Annotated in this window: 14 protein-coding genes; 1 reads left to right on the top strand and 13 read right to left on the bottom strand. The window is 70.9% G+C overall.

Features of this window, described 5'->3' with window-relative positions:
• Positions 1 to 418: 418 nt before the first annotated feature.
• From ACWF62_RS14620 to ACWF62_RS14570, 11 genes are all read right to left on the bottom strand, one after another.
• Positions 419 to 982 (bottom strand): mce associated protein mas1a, encoded by a 564-nt coding sequence (locus ACWF62_RS14620; RefSeq protein WP_452630468.1) that lies wholly within the window; start codon positions 980 to 982, stop codon positions 419 to 421.
• Positions 969 to 2189 carry an MlaD family protein gene (locus tag ACWF62_RS14615; protein ID WP_452630467.1) on the bottom strand — a complete coding sequence of 407 codons (1221 nt, stop codon included), beginning with the start codon at positions 2187 to 2189 and terminating at the stop codon, positions 969 to 971. The genes ACWF62_RS14620 and ACWF62_RS14615 overlap by 14 nt, the downstream gene beginning before the upstream one ends.
• Positions 2186 to 3229 carry an MCE family protein gene (locus ACWF62_RS14610; RefSeq protein WP_452630466.1) on the bottom strand — a complete coding sequence of 348 codons (1044 nt, stop codon included), beginning with the start codon at positions 3227 to 3229 and terminating at the stop codon, positions 2186 to 2188. The genes ACWF62_RS14615 and ACWF62_RS14610 overlap by 4 nt, the downstream gene beginning before the upstream one ends.
• Complete coding sequence (locus ACWF62_RS14605; RefSeq protein ID WP_378570588.1) at positions 3229 to 4350, bottom strand: MCE family protein; 1122 nt, start codon at positions 4348 to 4350, stop codon at positions 3229 to 3231. Before ACWF62_RS14605 ends, ACWF62_RS14610 begins: the two co-directional genes overlap by 1 nt.
• A complete protein-coding gene (locus tag ACWF62_RS14600; protein WP_452630478.1) occupies positions 4347 to 5390 on the bottom strand; it encodes an MCE family protein in 1044 nt (347 codons plus the stop codon). The genes ACWF62_RS14605 and ACWF62_RS14600 overlap by 4 nt, the downstream gene beginning before the upstream one ends.
• The gene (locus tag ACWF62_RS14595) at positions 5390 to 6436 is read right to left on the bottom strand and encodes an MCE family protein (RefSeq protein WP_378508005.1); all 1047 of its coding nucleotides are present in this window, start codon (positions 6434 to 6436) and stop codon (positions 5390 to 5392) included. The genes ACWF62_RS14600 and ACWF62_RS14595 overlap by 1 nt, the downstream gene beginning before the upstream one ends.
• On the bottom strand, positions 6433 to 7701 hold the full coding sequence (locus tag ACWF62_RS14590) for an MCE family protein (protein WP_452630465.1): 1269 nt from the start codon (positions 7699 to 7701) through the stop codon (positions 6433 to 6435). The genes ACWF62_RS14595 and ACWF62_RS14590 overlap by 4 nt, the downstream gene beginning before the upstream one ends.
• 1 nt (position 7702) lies before the next feature.
• Positions 7703 to 8560, bottom strand: coding sequence for an MlaE family ABC transporter permease (locus ACWF62_RS14585; RefSeq protein ID WP_378508007.1), 858 nt, complete (start codon positions 8558 to 8560; stop codon positions 7703 to 7705).
• A complete protein-coding gene (locus ACWF62_RS14580) occupies positions 8560 to 9369 on the bottom strand; it encodes an MlaE family ABC transporter permease (protein ID WP_452630464.1) in 810 nt (269 codons plus the stop codon). The genes ACWF62_RS14585 and ACWF62_RS14580 overlap by 1 nt, the downstream gene beginning before the upstream one ends.
• A gap of 102 nt (positions 9370 to 9471) precedes the next feature.
• Complete coding sequence (gene fadD5 / locus ACWF62_RS14575) at positions 9472 to 11061, bottom strand: fatty-acid--CoA ligase FadD5 (RefSeq protein ID WP_378570582.1); 1590 nt, start codon at positions 11059 to 11061, stop codon at positions 9472 to 9474.
• Positions 11062 to 11221: 160 nt separating this feature from the next.
• The gene (locus tag ACWF62_RS14570; RefSeq protein ID WP_452630463.1) at positions 11222 to 12016 is read right to left on the bottom strand and encodes an enoyl-CoA hydratase; all 795 of its coding nucleotides are present in this window, start codon (positions 12014 to 12016) and stop codon (positions 11222 to 11224) included.
• Between the two features lie 319 nt (positions 12017 to 12335).
• Here ACWF62_RS14570 and ACWF62_RS14565 point away from each other — a divergent pair, with 319 nt between their 5' ends.
• Positions 12336 to 13562: a TetR/AcrR family transcriptional regulator gene (locus ACWF62_RS14565; protein WP_452630461.1), complete on the top strand. Its 1227-nt coding sequence runs from the start codon at positions 12336 to 12338 to the stop codon at positions 13560 to 13562.
• Positions 13563 to 13617: 55 nt separating this feature from the next.
• On the opposite strand, the gene ACWF62_RS14560 is transcribed toward ACWF62_RS14565, so the two are convergent.
• Both ACWF62_RS14560 and ACWF62_RS14555 read right to left on the bottom strand, forming a co-directional pair.
• Positions 13618 to 14508 (bottom strand): oxygenase MpaB family protein, encoded by an 891-nt coding sequence (locus ACWF62_RS14560; protein ID WP_452630459.1) that lies wholly within the window; start codon positions 14506 to 14508, stop codon positions 13618 to 13620.
• A 4-nt stretch (positions 14509 to 14512) separates the two neighbouring features.
• Complete coding sequence (locus tag ACWF62_RS14555; protein ID WP_378508013.1) at positions 14513 to 16033, bottom strand: aldehyde dehydrogenase family protein; 1521 nt, start codon at positions 16031 to 16033, stop codon at positions 14513 to 14515.
• Positions 16034 to 16137 lie beyond the last annotated feature (104 nt).

The following is a 16137-nucleotide window of genomic DNA, read 5'->3' as shown; positions in this document are numbered from 1 at the left end:
TCGTGTCCTCCTCGTTGCCGTCGCCGCGGCCTCGTTCGTGAAGGACCCGAACATGGGAACCGAGGACCCCAATGTCCCCCGACTCCGCAGGTCCCTCGCGAATCAAACTCTCGCGCCCCCGCGTCCGCCGCGTCGAATCGGCACGACGAAACAGCAGGGGTCCATTCCATTATCTCTTGCGGATGTGCGCCCGTTACTTTGGGTCCGGGGTCCGACACGTCCGATACAATGCCCACCGACACGCCCGTGTCCTGGGGAAATGTTCACCGCCGACGGTACCCACCCCAACCCGGGACACCCGGCAGGTGCCGGACGTGCATTGGTATCAGACCGCTCGACGGGGCCGCAAACACCGAGAGACCCGTGTCGCCGATTCCCGGGCCGGTTCGATCGTCCGAACGACGGCCAGGAAGCCGGGTCAGTTGGTGTCGACGTTGTCGACGATCCAGCGGTCGCCGTCCCGGACCAGGGTCACCACCATCCGGTACTGCTGGGTGTTGCCGTCCGGGGCGACGACGTTGGTTGCGTGCTGGTCGACGAACACCAGGACCACCGCGCGGTCCGCGTCCAGCGACTCGACGCCGACGTGGGCGGCGGTGGCGGTCGCCTTGCCCTTGCCGTCGGTGACGATCTGCCGCAACGCGTCGACCATGTCCGCGTACTTGTCCGCGAACGCCTGCGTCGACTGCGCGGTGATCGCGTCCCGGTTAGCGTCGAGGTTCTCGAAGTCGAACGACGACAGCGCGACGGAGTAGTCGCGGGCGGTGTCGATGGCCTCGGTGCGCAACACGTCCAGGTTGCGGTCCCGGAGCACCTGGATCAGCAGGGTCGTGGCGACGGCGAGCAGCGCGGCGACGAGCAGCGCGGCAACCGCGACCCCGGGCCTGCGCCACCGCGCGGCCCGCTCCGGCCGCGGCGGGGCGGGCTGCGTCTCGGTGTCGGCGCCGTCCACGGTCAGAACCGAGCTGTCATCGTTCGCCATCGCCGAGATCCTCCAACAGTGCTGTCCAGTAGTCGAGTGCCTGCGTTCCGGTCGGGATCAGGATCGGGTCCGCGACAACGGGCGGCCCGATCGGTGTTCCCGGCGTCGTCGCATTCTGCAGGCCGAGGTCGTTCGGGCGCGGCGCGTTGCGGGATCCGCGCTGCGCGATGTTCTGCCCGGGCGGGCAGTAGTACGTCAGGTTCGGCTGGGTCGGGGCGACGTCCCCGACCGCCCGCCGCACCGTGTCGTAGTTGCACACCTGCCCCTGCGTGCCGACCAACGCGAAGTTGGCGCGGTCGCCGACGACGATCGACTCAAGCTTGCCCAGCCCCCGCGGGATGTCGGTCAGGCCTGCCGCGAGGGCGGCGTCCCGGTCGGAGATCACCGGCGCGACCGTCACCAGATTCGCCAGGACCGCACCGAACGTGTCGTGGTATCGGTCGAACAGCTCCCGCGCGCGGGTGAGCGCGGCCGGGGAGGTGTCCGCGAGATACACCAGCACCGGCGCGTTGCTGTCGAGTTGCTCGGTGAAGGTGCGGGCGGCGCCCATCCCCCGCACGAACGAGTCGGGCCGCTCCGCCATCGTCGTCACCAGCTCCGTGGTCCGGGTCAGCAGCGAGGTCAGCATCGGCGCCTGCTCGTGCAGCGCGGCGGTCAGGGTGTCGCCGGTGTCGATCAGGCTCGCCATCGCGGGCCCCAACCCGTCGAACGAGGCGCCGAGCTCGGTCCCGATGTCACTGACGGCTTGCGGGTCGATGCCGGCGAGCAGGTGGGAGGCCTGGGTCATCAGCTCCCCCATCTGCACCGGCTGCTCGTCCTCGGGCGCCGCCAGCCGGTCACCGTCGCGCAGGTACGGGCCGTCCGCGGTGGACGGGAAGATGTCGACGTTCTGGATGCCCGCCGCGGTGCCCATCCCGACCCGGGCGACGCTGTCGACCGGGATCCGGGTGCCCGGGTCGAGTTCGAAGTCGACGCGGGCGCCGCGGACGTCGGGGTCCAGCCGCACCCCGGACACCCGGCCGACCGCGACGCCGCGGTAGGTGACCGCGGTCCCGGCGGTCAGCCCCCGCGCATCGGTCATCTCGGAGTACACCCGGACCGGGGTGCCGAACGCCTGCGGCCCGATCACGTAGTTGATGCCGAACGGGATCACGATCGCGGACACCACCGCGAACAGGATCAGCTGCACCAGGACCAGCCGTCTCATCGGGCACCCCCGCCCAACAGCGTGGCCAGGTCGACCGGCGGCGCCGTCGCAGCGCCGGGCGGCGTGCCGCCGGTCAGCAGCGTCTCGATGCCCTCCGGGATCAGCAGGGCGCCGTCGAAGTTGAGGTAGTCGCCGTGCACCGACCGGGTGAAGTTGTCGAGGAAGGCGTTCATGTTGCCGAGGGTCTGCCCGATCTCGGCGTTGAACGAGGTGAGCGTCGCGATCACCGTTGACGCGTCGGCGAGCATGCCGCCGAGGTCGGCGCCGGAGCTGACGGTGCCCGCGGTCGTCGCCAGCCGGGTCGTCGACTCCATCAGCGAGGCGATGCTGTCGCGTTGCGCGGTCAGGACGCGGACCGCCTCGGGCATCGTGTCGAGGAAGCCGTCGACGGTGGCCTGCTGCCCGGCCAGCTGCCGGGAGATCCGCGCCGCCGTGTCGATCGCGGTGTCGAAGTCGTCGCGGTTGGCGGTGGCGGTGGCCATCAGCGTGGTCATCGTGTCCATCAGCCCGCGCACCTCGCCGGACCGTCCGGCGAACGCGGTGTTCAGTTCGTCGACGACGGTCTGCAGCTGGCCGAGGCCGCTGCCCGTCACGATCGTGCCGAGCGTGGCGAGCGCGCTCTCCACCTGCGGTCCTATCGTCGTTGCGGATTCGGCGATCACGTCGCCGCCCTGCAGCTGCCGCGGCGACGGGTCGGGCGGCGGGGTCAGCCGGATGAACGGGCTGCCGAGCGCCGACGGCAGTTCCACCGCCGCGAGCACGTTGTCGGGCAGTGCGGTCCGCTGTTCGAGGCTGAGCCGCGCGGTGGCCCCGACGCTGTCGGTGGCGAGCCGCTGTACCCGCCCGATCACCCGCTGCCCGGTCCGCACGTCGGCGCCGGGCAGCAATCCCTCCGCGGTGGCCAGCTGCAGCGTCACCGCGTAGTCGGGTCCGTCGGCGGTGCGGCCGAGCGGCAGATCCTGCATCCCGACCGCGCACCCAGTCACGGTGAGCGCGGCCGCAGGGGACAGCAGGGCAAGTCGAATCGTGGTGCCGCGCATCAGTTCCCCTTCGGCTGGGCGCCACCGGTGACCGCGGACACGATGCCGAGCGGGTCGGAGGCGCTGATCGGGAACGAGATCGGGTTGGTGAACCCGGCACCCGTGCACAGCGGCAGCGGGTAGGCCTCGCACAGGGGTTTCGCGACCGCGAACTGGGTGAGGGAGGTGGAGACGTTCAACCGGATCCGGCCGCGGTTGTTCTCGTCGACGCCCCGCGACAGGTTCTGCATCAGCAGCGGAACCAGGTCCATGAACTCGGCGAGGCCGGCGGTGTTCGTGGCCAGGGCGTCGCCGAGGACGCGGACGTTCTCGGCGACCGTGCCGACGTCGTCGCCGTGCTCGGTCATGAAGGTGTTCACCTGGTCGAGCACCACCCGCAGGTCCTGCAGCGGCCCGGTCAGGTCGATCCCGTGCGCGGCCCACTCGTCGCCGACCGCACCGAGATCGGACACCAGCGTGTCGATGCTCACCTGCCTGGCGTCGAGCGCACCGATCAGCGCGTTCAGGTTCGACACCAGCGCGGTGACGTCCTCGGCGCTGGCGCCGACCACCCCGGTCGCGGAGCTCAGGTTGCGGATCGCCGCGTTGAACTGCTCGCCGCGGCCGCGCCAGCCGTCGGCGGCCCGGGTGAGCAGGTCGCCGGTGGTCCCGTCCGCGGCGAGCGCCTCGGTCAGCGTGCTCAGGCTGCCCATCAGCCCGTCGAAGTCGATCGGGGCGTGGCTGCGTTCGGGCGGAATGTCGGCCCCGTCCGCGAGGGTCGGGCCGCCCCGGTAGGTGGGGCCGAGTTCGATGTGCCGGTCGCTGATCACCGACGGGTTGAGCACGTAGGCGCCCGCGTCGGCGGGCAGGACGACGTCGTCGGGCATCGTCATCGTCACCCGCACCGTCGCCCCGTCGGGGGTCACCTCGGTGACCGTGCCGACCGGGACGCCGAGCACGGTCACCGTGCTGCCCGGGTAGATGCCGCCCGCGTACGCGAAGTGGGCGGTCACCGTCATCGACCGGTCGGTGCCCGCGAAGACGAACCAGCCGGCGACGGACACCGCGACGACAAGGACCAGCGCGGTCGCGGCGCTCGCCCACCGCCCGCGGCGCGGTCGGGTGGTCGGCGGGCCGCTCATCGGCACCCCTGCATGACGCCGATCGCGCACAGCAGGTTGTCCGGGAGCACCGCTGCCGGGGCGTTGACGTCCGTCCAGGCACCGTTGCCGGTCGCGTCGGTGGCGCCGCGCAGCGCGGCCGGCAGCTTCACCAGCATCTGGTCGATGTTGGCCGCGTTGGCCTTCAGCGTGTCGGTGACCGCGACGAGGTTCGCGACCATCGGGCCGAACTCGTCCTCGTGCTCGGTCATCGTCGCGGACAGGGTCGCGAGGATCGCGCCGAGGTTGTCGACCAGGTCGGTCAGCGCCTGCTTGCGCACGGCGAGGATCGACGCAATCGTCTGTGCGTTCGCGGCGGTGTTTGCGACCGAATCACTCTGCCGCACCAGCAGATCCGACAGGGACCGCGACATCGTCAGCAGCTGGTCGATCTGCTCGCCATTGTCGGCGAACGCGGCGGAGGCGGCGCTGATCCCGGTCAACGCCCGGCCGACCTGGTCGGAGTCCTCGGGCAGCACCTGCGACAGGGTGGTCAGCATCGCCCGCATCGCGTCGAGGTCCAGCCCGTCGGCCGCGGCGGTGGCGTCCCGGCTGACGTCGTCGAGGCTGTACGGCACCGTCGTCCGGGCCAGCGGGATGAGGTTCCGGCCGTCGTCGACGCCGGCGGGCACCACCTCCAGGTACCGCTTGCCGAGGACGGTCTTGAGCCGCACGGTCGCGGTGGACTGGTTGCCGACCGGCTGCCCGCTGTCGAGCCGAAAGTCGACCCGCACGTGATCGTCGGCCAGCTCGATGGCCTCGACCCGGCCCGCGGGCACCCCGGCCACGTACACCGGGTCCCCGCCGGACAGTCCGCTCGCGTTGGCGAGTTCGGCGACGTACGGCTGGGTCCGGTGCTGGTACCACACCCGTGGGGCGCCGACCGCGACGAACAGTCCGGCGACGAGCACGACGATGCCGAGGACGCCGAGCGCCATCGGGGTCGCGCTGTTGCGGCGATCGCCCTTGAACAGGAACAGTGCCACACCGACGACGGTGTCGATCACCTTGACCAGGAACATCATTGGCAGACTTCCGAGTGTGCGGTCCCGAAAATGTTGGCGTCCACGTCCCCCGCCTCCAACGTGAAGTTGCACAGATACAGATTGACGAAGCCGCCGTAGCTCCCGATCCGGTTCACCGTGTCCGCGAACTCCGGCATCTTCGCGACGAACGCGTCGAACTCGGCGGTGGACCCGATCCAGGTGTCCGTCAACGTCTTCAGGTCCATCACCGACCTGCCGAACGCCCCGTTCGACCGGGCCATCGCCTCCGCCAGCTGGGCGACCGCACGGTTGCCGTCCCCGAGCAGGGTGACCAGCTGGTCGTTGTTGCCGACGACGGCGCCACTGAGGGCGTCGAGGCCGGTGACCAGCTGCTCGAGCTGGGGTGCGCGGGCGTCGACGGCACCGAGCAGGGCGGTCATGTTGTGCGCCAACTGTTCCATCACGTCCCGCCGGTCCGCGAGGCCGGTGCTCAGGTCGCCGATCTGGGTGAGCAGCGTCGCCACCGTCCGTCCCTGACCGCCGAACGTCTCGACGAAGCCGCGGGTGAGCTCGTTGACCTGGTCCGGTGCCAACGCGTCGAACAGCGGGCGGAACCCGTTCATCATCGCGGTGAGGTCGATCGGCGGGGTGGTCCGCTGCACCGGAATCGTCGACCCCGGGTCGAGGGTCCGCGTCCCGGACCCCGACGCGGCGACCTGCGCGGGGCCCCTCGGGTTCGACAGCGCCACATAGCGGGCGCCGAGCATGTCGCCGTAGCGGACGGCGGCGGTGACGTCAGTGGTCAGCGGATGGTCGGCCTGCACCTCGATCCGCACCACCGCCTTGCTGGTGCCCCCGCCCGCGTCGGCGAACGCGATGTCCTCGACCCGCCCGATGCGCACCCCGGCCATCGTGACCGGATTGCCCGGGGTGAGGCCCTCGACGTCGGTGAACTCGACGGTGTAGCGCTCGGAGTCGCCGCGGACCGGCACCTGCAGGGTGTTCGCGACGAGCAGCCCGCACGCGATTCCGGTGGCGCAGAAGCCGGTCACCTTCACGACCGGGACCCAGCCGAGCCTCATCGGACACTCACCTCGTTCCCCCGTACCAGCGGGCCCAGCATCATCACGGTCGCCGGGTTCGGCTGGGCGCCAGGCATTCCGGGGAGGCCACCGGGCCGCGCCTCACGGAGTTCGGATTCGAGCAGGCCCAGCACCGGGTTCTCCCTGGCGGTGCCCGCGACACCAGCCGCGGTGGGGTTCGGCACGGCGGGCGAGGCCGCCGCGACCGGGGCCTGCGGTGCGGGGGCACCGCTGCAGTACGCCCCGCTCATGTCGCCGTAGGTCGGGCAGTCGGCGCCGGTGTACGGCATCGGGCCGACGAAGGTGGGGACCGCGGTGATGTCGAATTTGCCGGACGCGAACACCCGGGCACCGGCCGCACCGAAGGTGTTGGCGCGGGCGAGCGTCTCGCGCAGGCCGTCGGACCGCGCGGCGGTCGTCGCGAGGATGGTGCCCGCCGAGTCCACCACCGTCGTGATCGCCTGCTGCTGCCCGCCGAGGAAGCCCGCGGCGACGGCGGCGAAGCCCGCTGCCGCACCGAACATCGACCCCACCGCGGGGGCGTGGTCGACCAGGGTCCGGGACACCGCGGTCGCGGCCGTCAGCGTGGCGAGCACGTCCGGGGTCGCCGCATCGAGGGCCCCGACCACCGTCCGGAACTCCGGTGTCGCGTCGAGGAACTGCTGCGCCGCCGGGGTGAGGGTCGGGGACACCGCGGCGAGGCGGTCCACGATCCCGCCGATCTGCTCGCCCCGGCCGTCGAGCGCGTGGCCGAGCGCGGTGAGCGCGGTCTGCAGCTTCTGCGGCTGCATGTGGTCGAGGACGGCCACCATCTTGGTGTACACCCCGTACAGCGCGACCGCGTCGGGACCCTGGTCGATGGTCAGCCGGGCACCGTCCGCGAGCGGCGGCGCTGCCGCGGCGACCGGGGGGTCGACGAGGTCGATGAAGATGTCCCCGAAGAAGGTGCGCGGCACCACCCGGACCGCAACGGTGGCCGGAATCTGGTCGATCGCGGTCGCGTCGATCTGCAGGCTCACCACCGACGACTCGGTGCCGGAGTCGATGCCGGAGATGCGGCCGACGTTCACGCCGCTGTAGCGGACCGGTGCCTCGCCGGTGATCAGCCCGGCGGATGCCGGGATCGCGACGGTCACCTCCGGGTTGCGCTGCAGGCCACCGGATCCGCGCATCACCATCAGGACCGCGACGGCGACCCCGACGAGGACAGCGATCAGCCCGCGCAGCGCGAGCCTGGCCCGGGAGCGTCCGGTGTACTGGTCCATCTCAGATCCCCAGCCCGGGGATCTCGGGGACCAGACCCCACAGGGCGAACGTGAGCAGCACGTCGAGGACGCCGATCGCGAGGATCGCGGTGCGCAGGGCCCGGCCGGCGGCCTGCCCGACCCCGGCGGGCCCGCCCGCGGCGTAGTAGCCGTATGCGCAGTGCACCAGGGAGACCACCGCAGCGAACACGATCGCCTTCAGCGCCGCGTAGAGCAGGTCCTGCGGGGACAGCGCGAGGTGGAAGAAGTAGTCGTAGGTGCCCGCCGACGCACCGCCGAAGAACACGATCACCAGCCGGGTCGACAGGTAGCTGGCGAGCAGGCCGATCATGAAGATCGGGAGCACGCACACCATCGCGGCGAGCACCCGGGTGCCCGCGAGGAACGGGATGGACCGGATCGCCATCGCGTCGAGCGCGTCGATCTCGTCGGAGATCCGCATCGCGCCGATCTGGGCGGTGAAGCCGGTCCCGACCTTCGCGGCGAGCGCGATCGCGACGACGACCGGCGCGAGTTCGCGGGTGTTCGCGATCGCCGACAGCATCCCCGACATCGTGGTCATGCCGACGAGTTCGAGGCCGCGCTGGGTTTCGACGCCGAGCATCATCGCCGCGGCCAGCGACATCGCGAACACGATGCCGATGGTGCCGCCGCCGGACAGCAGCGAGTTGGTGCCGAAGCTGACCTCGCTGATCTGGGCGAGCACGTGTTTGCGGTAGCGGATCAGCGCGAACGGCATCGACGCGAGCGCCCGGCCGTAGAAGGTGACGTGTCGTCCGACGTCGGCGAGGCCGCCGTACACGGCGCGGGCGGGCGCCCCGGCCCTGGAGATGCGGTGCCGGACGTCAATGCCGACCATCAGTACGCCCCGACCGCGGGCACGATCACGGTGTACAGCGCGGACATCGCGGTGTTGACGATGAACACCAGGGCGAACGCGATGACGACGGCCTCGTTGACGGCGTCCGCGACGCCCCGCGGTCCGCCCTTGGTGTGCAGGCCTTTGAAGGTGGCGACCAGGGTGGAGGTGAGACCGAAGACGGCGGCCTTGACGAGGGCCATCACGAAGTCCGACATCCGGCCGTACTGGCTGAACGTCGACATGAACGTTCCGGCCGGAAGGTGTTGCACGTAAATGTGATACAGGTAGCAGGCGAGGACGCCGCCGAAGGTGACCATCGCGCACAGGGCAAGCGAGACGACGACCGCGGCGACCAGACGCGGGGCGACGAGTCGCTCGACCGCGTCGATGCCCATGACCTCCAGCGCGTCGATTTCCTCCCGGATCTTCCGCGACCCGAGGTCGGTGCAGATCGCGGACCCGGCGACGCCCGCCATCATCAGCGCGCACACGAGGGCGGCGGCCTGCCCGACGATGATGAACGCGACGACCGCGCCGGAGTAGCCGCCCGCGCCAATCCGGCCCGCCAGTTCCCCGACGGACACCGCGATGAACACCCCGATCGGGATCATCAGCAGCAGCGACGGCCCGGTGCTGACCCGGCCGATGAACAGCGTCTGGGTGACCGTCTCCTGCAGGGACAGCCTGCGGGCCAGGATCGCCCGGAACAGCGCGACGATCGAGAGGACCGCGAATCCGATCAGGTAGCCGCCCTGGCTGGCGACGTCGCGCACCGGGCCCTTGGCCGTCGGCAACTCGTATGTCACCCGAGCACTCCCCCCATGCCTGTTCTCCCGTCACCCGCCTGATCGAGACCCCCGTCGGTGCCGCGGCCCCTGATCACCGCGGCACCGATCCGTGCGCCCGGCTCAGCCGGCGCGCACGGTCAGCGAGCCGTGTTCCTTGCGGAGCTCGCCCTTGACGACCTTCCCGCTCGCATTGCGCGGCAACGCCTCCACGATCACGAGTTCCTTGGGATGCTTGTACCTGGCGAGCACGTCGTCGAGGTAGCCGGCGAGTTCGTCGAGGGTGAGCTCGGCCGCCGCGGGATCCTTGAGCGCGACCACCGCGACCGGCACCTCCCCCCACCGGGCATCGGAGCGACCGATCACCGCCGCCTCCAATACCTTCGGGTGTCCGAAGAGGGCGTTCTCCACCTCGGCGCAGTAGATGTTCTCGCCGCCGGAAATGATCATGTCCTTCTTGCGGTCGACGACGTAGACGAATCCCTCCTCGTCCTGGCGCACCAGGTCCCCGGAGTGGAACCACCCGCCCGCGAAGGCGTCGGCGGTCTCCGCCTGCTTGTTCCAGTAGCCGCTCATCATCGTCGGTCCGCGGTAGACGATCTCGCCGACCGCACCGACGGGCACGTCGTTCATCTCGTCGTCGACGATCCTGGCCTGAATGGTCGGGATCACGGTGCCCACCGAGCCGAGCTTGCGCAGCGCATCCTCGCCGTCGAGGACGCAGGTGATCGGGGACATCTCGGTCTGCCCGAACACCGCGACGTTGAGCGCGTCCGGGAAGGTCTCGGACATCGCCCGCAGCACCACGTCCGACGCCGGCGCGGCACCCCAGCTGATCACTCGTAGCGCCAGATCACGTTGCCGCACGGTCGGTTCCGCGCACACCGCCTGCCACTGCACCGGAACCAGGAACGCGGTGGTGACCCGCTCCGCCTCCCACACGTCGAGCAGCTCGGTCGGGTTGAAGGCGCCGAGCGGATGGATGACGGTCGGGATGCCGAGCTGCAGGCTCGGCGCCATGCTGCCGAGCGCGGCGATGTGGAACATCGGCGACGCACAGAACCCGACGTCGCCCGCGCCGTGCATGCGCAGCGCGCGGATGCAGGTCTGCGCCTGGGCCTGCATGTTGGTGTGGGACAGGACCGCACCCTTTGGGCTGCCGGTCGTGCCGGAGGTGTACATGATCAGCGCCGGAATGTCCTCCGGCAGGTCGACCGCCGGGTGCGGGGCGCCGTCCTCGGCGACGAGCCGCTCGTATCCCTCCGCCGCGTCGGGTGCCTCCTCCCCGACGACGACGCAGGTGGCCAGCTCCGGAACCTGTTGCCGGACCGCGGAAACCAGTGGGGCGAGCGGGGTGTCGGTGACGACGACGGTGGCGCCGCTGTCGGTGACGAGGTACGCCATCTCCGGCGGGGTGAGCCGAAAGTTGACCGGAACCGCGATCGCACCGAGCGCGTTGACCGCGAGCACCACCTCAAGAAATTCGGGGCGGTTGAGCATGACGATCAGCACCCGGTCGCCGAACCCGACGCCGCGGCGGGCCAGCGCATCCGCGAACGACTCGGATCGGCGGTGCAGACCCGCCCAGGTGGTGTCGGCGCCCTGAAAGCGCAGCGCCACCGCGTCGGGCCGCATCATCGCGTGCGTGGCGACCTGGTTGTTCCAGTGGTTCCTGCGGGACCGCAGGGGCTGAGTGAGGAGATCGGGTGACATCGTTCGACAAGCCCTTCCCTGTCACGGAGACTGTGTGGCACGGTGTACGCGCCTCTCCGGTTGCGGTTGATTATGGCAAGCCAGCGGCCCCATGTGGGCCATTTTGTTAACTACTATTCGCAGAATCGGACAGGGTGTCCACCGCGACACGCCGCGCGACTCACGAACCGAACCGGGGGCGTCGGCGGGCCAGCATCGCGGCGGCCCCCTCCCGGAAGTCCGCGGATCCGAGCAGCTCGACCTGCCCCTCGGTCTCGCGCTCGAGGGCCTCCTCGACTCGGTCGAGGGTGGCCGCGGTCAGCGACCGCTTGGTCAGCTCGATCGCCCTGCGGGGACCGGCGGCCAGCGTCGCCGCGACCGCATCGACGTGCGCGGCAAGGTCGTCGGGCGGCAGCACCCGGGTGATCAGCCCGGCGGCGTGCGCGTCGACCGCGCCGAGTCGCTCGCCGAGCAGCGCCATCTCCGCCGCCCGTGCGCGTCCGACCGCGGCGGGCACCAGCAGGCTGGATCCACCGTCCGGCATCAGGCCGACGTTGACGAACGCGAGCAGAAAGTAGGCGGACGGCGCGGCGTAGGTCAGGTCGGCGGCCAACGCGAGGGAGGCCCCGACCCCGGCCGCCGCGCCGTCGACCCGCGCGAGCACCGGCGACGGCAGCGTGAGGATCGCCCGGATCACCCGGTTCGCGGTGTCCATCACCACCCGCGGGTCGGTGCCGGGCCCGGACGAGGCGGCGATCAGGTCGGCGCCGGTGCAGAACGCGCCGCCCTCGCCCGCCAGCACCACCACCCGCACGTCACGCTCGCGCGCGCGGCCCTCCAGCAGGTCGCCGAGGGCGCGCATCGAGTCGATGTCGAGGGCGTTCATCCGGTCGGGACGCGCGATCGTGACGCGCAGGATCCCGTCCGCGAGGTCGACCAGCAGTCCCTCGACCCGCTCCGCTTCGACGTCGGTCATCGCCGGACCGCCGAGATCTGCGAATCCAGCAAGGCGACAGCCTGTTCCGTGATTGTGTTGGCACGACTGATCATGTGCGTCATCGGCTCCCCGCCTTCGACAAGACCCGAATCCTCGCCACCCCTCCGGACCGGCGCGGTGGCGAATTTGCGTTAACTTTCATGCACGGTTCGCGTACTGTCAAGACCAAATCCACTATCGGAGCAGAATTTTCGCCCGCCCCCTCGCTGCCGCCACCCCGGGCACCGGACCACCTCGCGGGTTCCGGTTCGGGGCCAGCGCTCGGATACCATTTCCGTCGAACAGTTCAGGAGGCCCGATGACCCAGTCGACCCGCCGTCGGTCGGTTCCGGAGCCGCCGGCACCCCGCAAGCGACCGAAGAACCGCAAGGCCCAGATCGCCCTTGTCGCCGCGGAAGCCTTCAGCGACCGGGGCTATCACGCCGTCGGGGTCGACGACATCGCCGCGGCGCTCGGCATCTCCGGACCGGCGCTGTACCGTCACTTCCCCAACAAGTACGCCCTGCTCGTGCAGGCCGCGCAGAGCACCGTCGGGTCACTGCGCGCGGCGGCGGAGGAGGCGGTGACCGCCACCGCGGACGCGGACGCCGAGCACCGACTCGATGCGATCGTGCGGGCGCTGGTGACCACCACCACCCGGAACCGGCGCACCGGCGGCCTGTACCGCTGGGAGGGCCGCTACCTGCAACCCGACGACCGCGCCGCGATGCGCGACGACTTCGCGGCCCTCAACGAGCAGGTCAACCGGCCGCTGCGGGACCTGCGCCCCGAGCTCGCCCCGACGGACGCCGCGGTCCTCGCGGCGTCCGCGCTCAGCGTGATCGGCAGCATCACCGCGCACCGGGCGGCGCTGGCCACCCGCCGGATCGAGAAGCTGCTGCGCGCCGCCGCGTGGGCCGTGCTGCGCGCCGACCTGACGCGCGCGACCCCGGCCGCGACGACGCTCGACGACCCGTCCGCCCGCGGATTGCCCGTCACCTCGACCCGCGAACTGCTGCTGACCGAGGCGATGCGGATCTTCAACCTCCGCGGCTATCCGGAGTCGAGCATCGAGGAAATCGGCGCCGCGGCCGGGATCACCGCGTCCAGCGTGTACCGGCACTTCCCCAGCAAGGCCGACCTGCTCGCCGCCGCGTTCTACCGGGCCGCGGACCGCCTCGCGACGGCCACCCGGGCCGCGCTGGCCGAATCCGCCGAGCCGGCCGCTGCGGTGCGGCGCCTGGTCGCGGCGTACATCGACCTCGCGTTCGCCCGCCCCGAGGTGCTGACCGTGTACTTCGCGGAGATCGGGAACCTGCCCGCCGCCGAGCGCACCGACCTCCGCAACGTCCAGCGCCTGCACATCGAGGAGTGGGTGACCCTGCTCGCCGCGGCCCGCCCCGACCTGCCTGCGGCCGAGGCGCGGTTCCTCGTCCATGCCGCGCTCGGCCAGACCCTCGACATCGGCAGGCTGATGCGGTTCGACACCGGCCCGCTCGCCCGCGGCCGAATGCAGGCGCTGATGCTGGCGGTGCTGTACAGCTGACCACGCGGCTCCGCCGCCCGTGAGTCCTTTTGGTCCGCAACGGGGCCAAAAGGACTCACGGGCGGGTCAGCGGCTCCGCGCCGAGTTCGCTCGGCCGGTACCCCTCCGGATAGCCGGGGTAGGTGCGGTTGCGGGGGTCCCGCGCGCTCGCCGACTCAGCGCGGCGCGGGAAGTACCGCAAGGCGTGGGCGCGGACGCCGAGCGCCCGATCTGCCACCGGCCGCATCCACGACGGCGCGGCCCGGAAACCGAACGCCGAGAGCATCATCGGGTCGAGCATCGCGGTGACCCCGACGGCGACCGCGGGCCGCACCGCGGCCGGGAACCACGAGCAGAACAGGTCCCGGGTGTACACCCCGACGGCGTGAACCTCGGGCGTGTTCCGGAAGTGCAGCCGCTCGTACGCCGCCTTGAACCGGTGGAATTCCTGGAAGTCGTCGGGGATGTCCCGAATCCCCATCCTCACCCCCACCTCCCGGTAGAAGTGGAACGCGGCGAGCCGTTCGTGCGGATGCAGCGGCCGCCAGCCGTACCGTTCGATCCAGTCCAGCGGCTCGTAGACGAAGGTGGACAGCACATACCGCATGTCGTCGTTCGAGATCTCGTACTTGCCGTGCATCCGGTTGACCACCCGCAACGACTCCTTGCCGCGCGGCGAGTCGTAGCCGTGCTCGAGCAGCTCCGCCATCAGCAGCGAGGTGTCGTCGTACCGCTTCTGCGGCCGGGTCTCGAACTCGCCTGTGCGCTTGAGCAGTTCGGAGATGGACGGCACGCAGTAGGTGCGGAACAGCGCGAACTCGAGCGCCCGGGTGTAGTCCCAGGGGAACTCGAAGCCCGCGGTGATCCGGTGGATTTGCTGATGGTCGCGGACCGGGTCGAGGGTCTCGATGCGGCGCAGCCAGCCGTGGCGACCGCGCGGCGCCTTGCCTCCGTCGATGAGGAGCATGGCGTCAGCCCCGTCCGTGCATGGTGCGCAGCAGCCACTCCGCGATCTTCATGTCGCGGCCCTTACGCTCCATCGTCAGCAGGTTGAGCGGGGCCCGGAACTTCTGCCGGGTCACCGCCTTGGGGCGGGAGAACTCGCGCAGCCCGTCCGCGCCGTGGATCCGCCCGAACCCGGACTCGCCGACACCGCCGAATGGCAGTGACGGGACGCCCGCGAACCCGAGCACCGAGTTGATCGACACCATCCCGGTCCGCAACCGCTCCGCGGCGGCGAGGGCCTTCGCCCGGTCCTTACTGAAGATCGACGCCCCCAGCCCATAGCTCGACCGGTTCGCCTTGTCGACGCCGTCCTCAAGGTCGCGCATCCGGTTCACCGCGACGATCGGCCCGAACGTCTCCTCGGTCATCGCGGTGCTGTCCTCGGGGACGTCGCCGAGGATCACCGGCTCGATGTAGGGGTGGCGCACCGACTCCCGGCCGCCGAGCACGGCCCGCGCTCCCCTGTCGAGTGCGTCCTCGACCTGCCCGCGCACCACCTCGTTCTGCCGGTCCAGGGTCATCGGCCCGTAGGAGTCGCCGGAACCACCACCCGTGCGCAGCCGCGATGCCTGCTCGGTCAGCTTCCGAACGAACGGGTCGTACACCTCGTCGGCAACGAAGATCCGTTCCACCCCGGCGCAGGTCTGGCCCGCGTTGCCCATCCCGCCGAAGACCGCGAAGTCCACGGCGGCGTCGAGGTCGGCGTCCGCCGCGACGAGCATCGCGTCCTTGCCGCCGCACTCCGCGACGAGCGGGGTGAGCGTCTTCGCGCACGCCTCCATCACCTTGCGCGCGGTGGGGCCGGAGCCGGTGAACGCCACCTTGTCGACGCCGGCCGCGACGAGCGCGCCCCCGGTCGCGCCGAGGCCGGTGACCACCTGCAGCACCGGCTGATTCGGTACGAGCGAGTTCCACTTGTCGGCCAGCCACACGGCGACGCCGGGGGTGAGTTCGCTCGGCTTGAACACGATCGCGTTGCCCGCCGCGAGTGCGTAGGAGATCGACCCCATGGGCGTGTAGATCGGGTAGTTCCACGGGCCGATCACGCCGACCACGCCGTACGGTTCGTACCCCAGGGTGGATTCCTGGTTGGCGCTGACCATCCCGGACGGCACCTTGCGACGCTTGAGGACCTTCCCCGCGTTCTTCGATGCCCAGTCCAGATGCTCGACGGCCAGCATGATCTCGAGGATCGCGTCGTCGATCGGCTTGCCGGTCTCGGCGGAGATCACCGCGGCCAGCGAGCGGGCGTCCGAGGCGATCGCGGACTTCCACTTCTGCAGCCACTTTTTGCGCCCGTCGAAGCCGAGGTCGGCCCACCAGATCGCGGCATCGCGGGCGCGGGCGACCGCGGCGGCGACGTGCTCGGCGTCGTGCACCGGGTATTCGGCCAGCACGGCGCCGGTGCGCGGGTCGAGCGAGGCGAAGGTGCCGGACGTGGTGGGCGCCTGCGCGTCGCTCGGCGTGTGGTCGGTGCGCTGGGACATGGGGCGTTCCTCCGTCGGTTGGCGCGGCAGATCGGTCGCATGGCGTCGTTCGGGGTGGGTCCTGATTCGATCCTTGCCTACCCGGACCCTTCCGAACCAAGATC

The sequence above is a fragment of the Rhodococcus sp. NPDC054953 genome (assembly GCF_053609225.1).
This window is presented reverse-complemented; position numbering and strand designations above follow the sequence as displayed.

Bases quoted from the DNA above. Each gene is read 5' to 3' on its own strand.
- ACWF62_RS14620 (WP_452630468.1), bottom strand. From the start codon at position 982: ATGGCGAACGATGACAGCTCGGTTCTGACCGTGGACGGCGCCGACACC.
- ACWF62_RS14615 (WP_452630467.1), bottom strand. From the start codon at position 2,189: ATGAGACGGCTGGTCCTGGTGCAGCTGATCCTGTTCGCGGTGGTGTCC.
- ACWF62_RS14610 (WP_452630466.1), bottom strand. From the start codon at position 3,229: ATGCGCGGCACCACGATTCGACTTGCCCTGCTGTCCCCTGCGGCCGCG.
- ACWF62_RS14605 (WP_378570588.1), bottom strand. From the start codon at position 4,350: ATGAGCGGCCCGCCGACCACCCGACCGCGCCGCGGGCGGTGGGCGAGC.
- ACWF62_RS14600 (WP_452630478.1), bottom strand. From the start codon at position 5,390: ATGTTCCTGGTCAAGGTGATCGACACCGTCGTCGGTGTGGCACTGTTC.
- ACWF62_RS14595 (WP_378508005.1), bottom strand. From the start codon at position 6,436: ATGAGGCTCGGCTGGGTCCCGGTCGTGAAGGTGACCGGCTTCTGCGCC.
- ACWF62_RS14590 (WP_452630465.1), bottom strand. From the start codon at position 7,701: ATGGACCAGTACACCGGACGCTCCCGGGCCAGGCTCGCGCTGCGCGGG.
- ACWF62_RS14585 (WP_378508007.1), bottom strand. From the start codon at position 8,560: ATGGTCGGCATTGACGTCCGGCACCGCATCTCCAGGGCCGGGGCGCCC.
- fadD5 (WP_378570582.1), bottom strand. From the start codon at position 11,061: ATGTCACCCGATCTCCTCACTCAGCCCCTGCGGTCCCGCAGGAACCAC.
- ACWF62_RS14570 (WP_452630463.1), bottom strand. From the start codon at position 12,016: ATGACCGACGTCGAAGCGGAGCGGGTCGAGGGACTGCTGGTCGACCTC.
- ACWF62_RS14565 (WP_452630461.1), top strand. From the start codon at position 12,336: ATGACCCAGTCGACCCGCCGTCGGTCGGTTCCGGAGCCGCCGGCACCC.
- ACWF62_RS14560 (WP_452630459.1), bottom strand. From the start codon at position 14,508: ATGCTCCTCATCGACGGAGGCAAGGCGCCGCGCGGTCGCCACGGCTGG.
- ACWF62_RS14555 (WP_378508013.1), bottom strand. From the start codon at position 16,033: ATGTCCCAGCGCACCGACCACACGCCGAGCGACGCGCAGGCGCCCACC.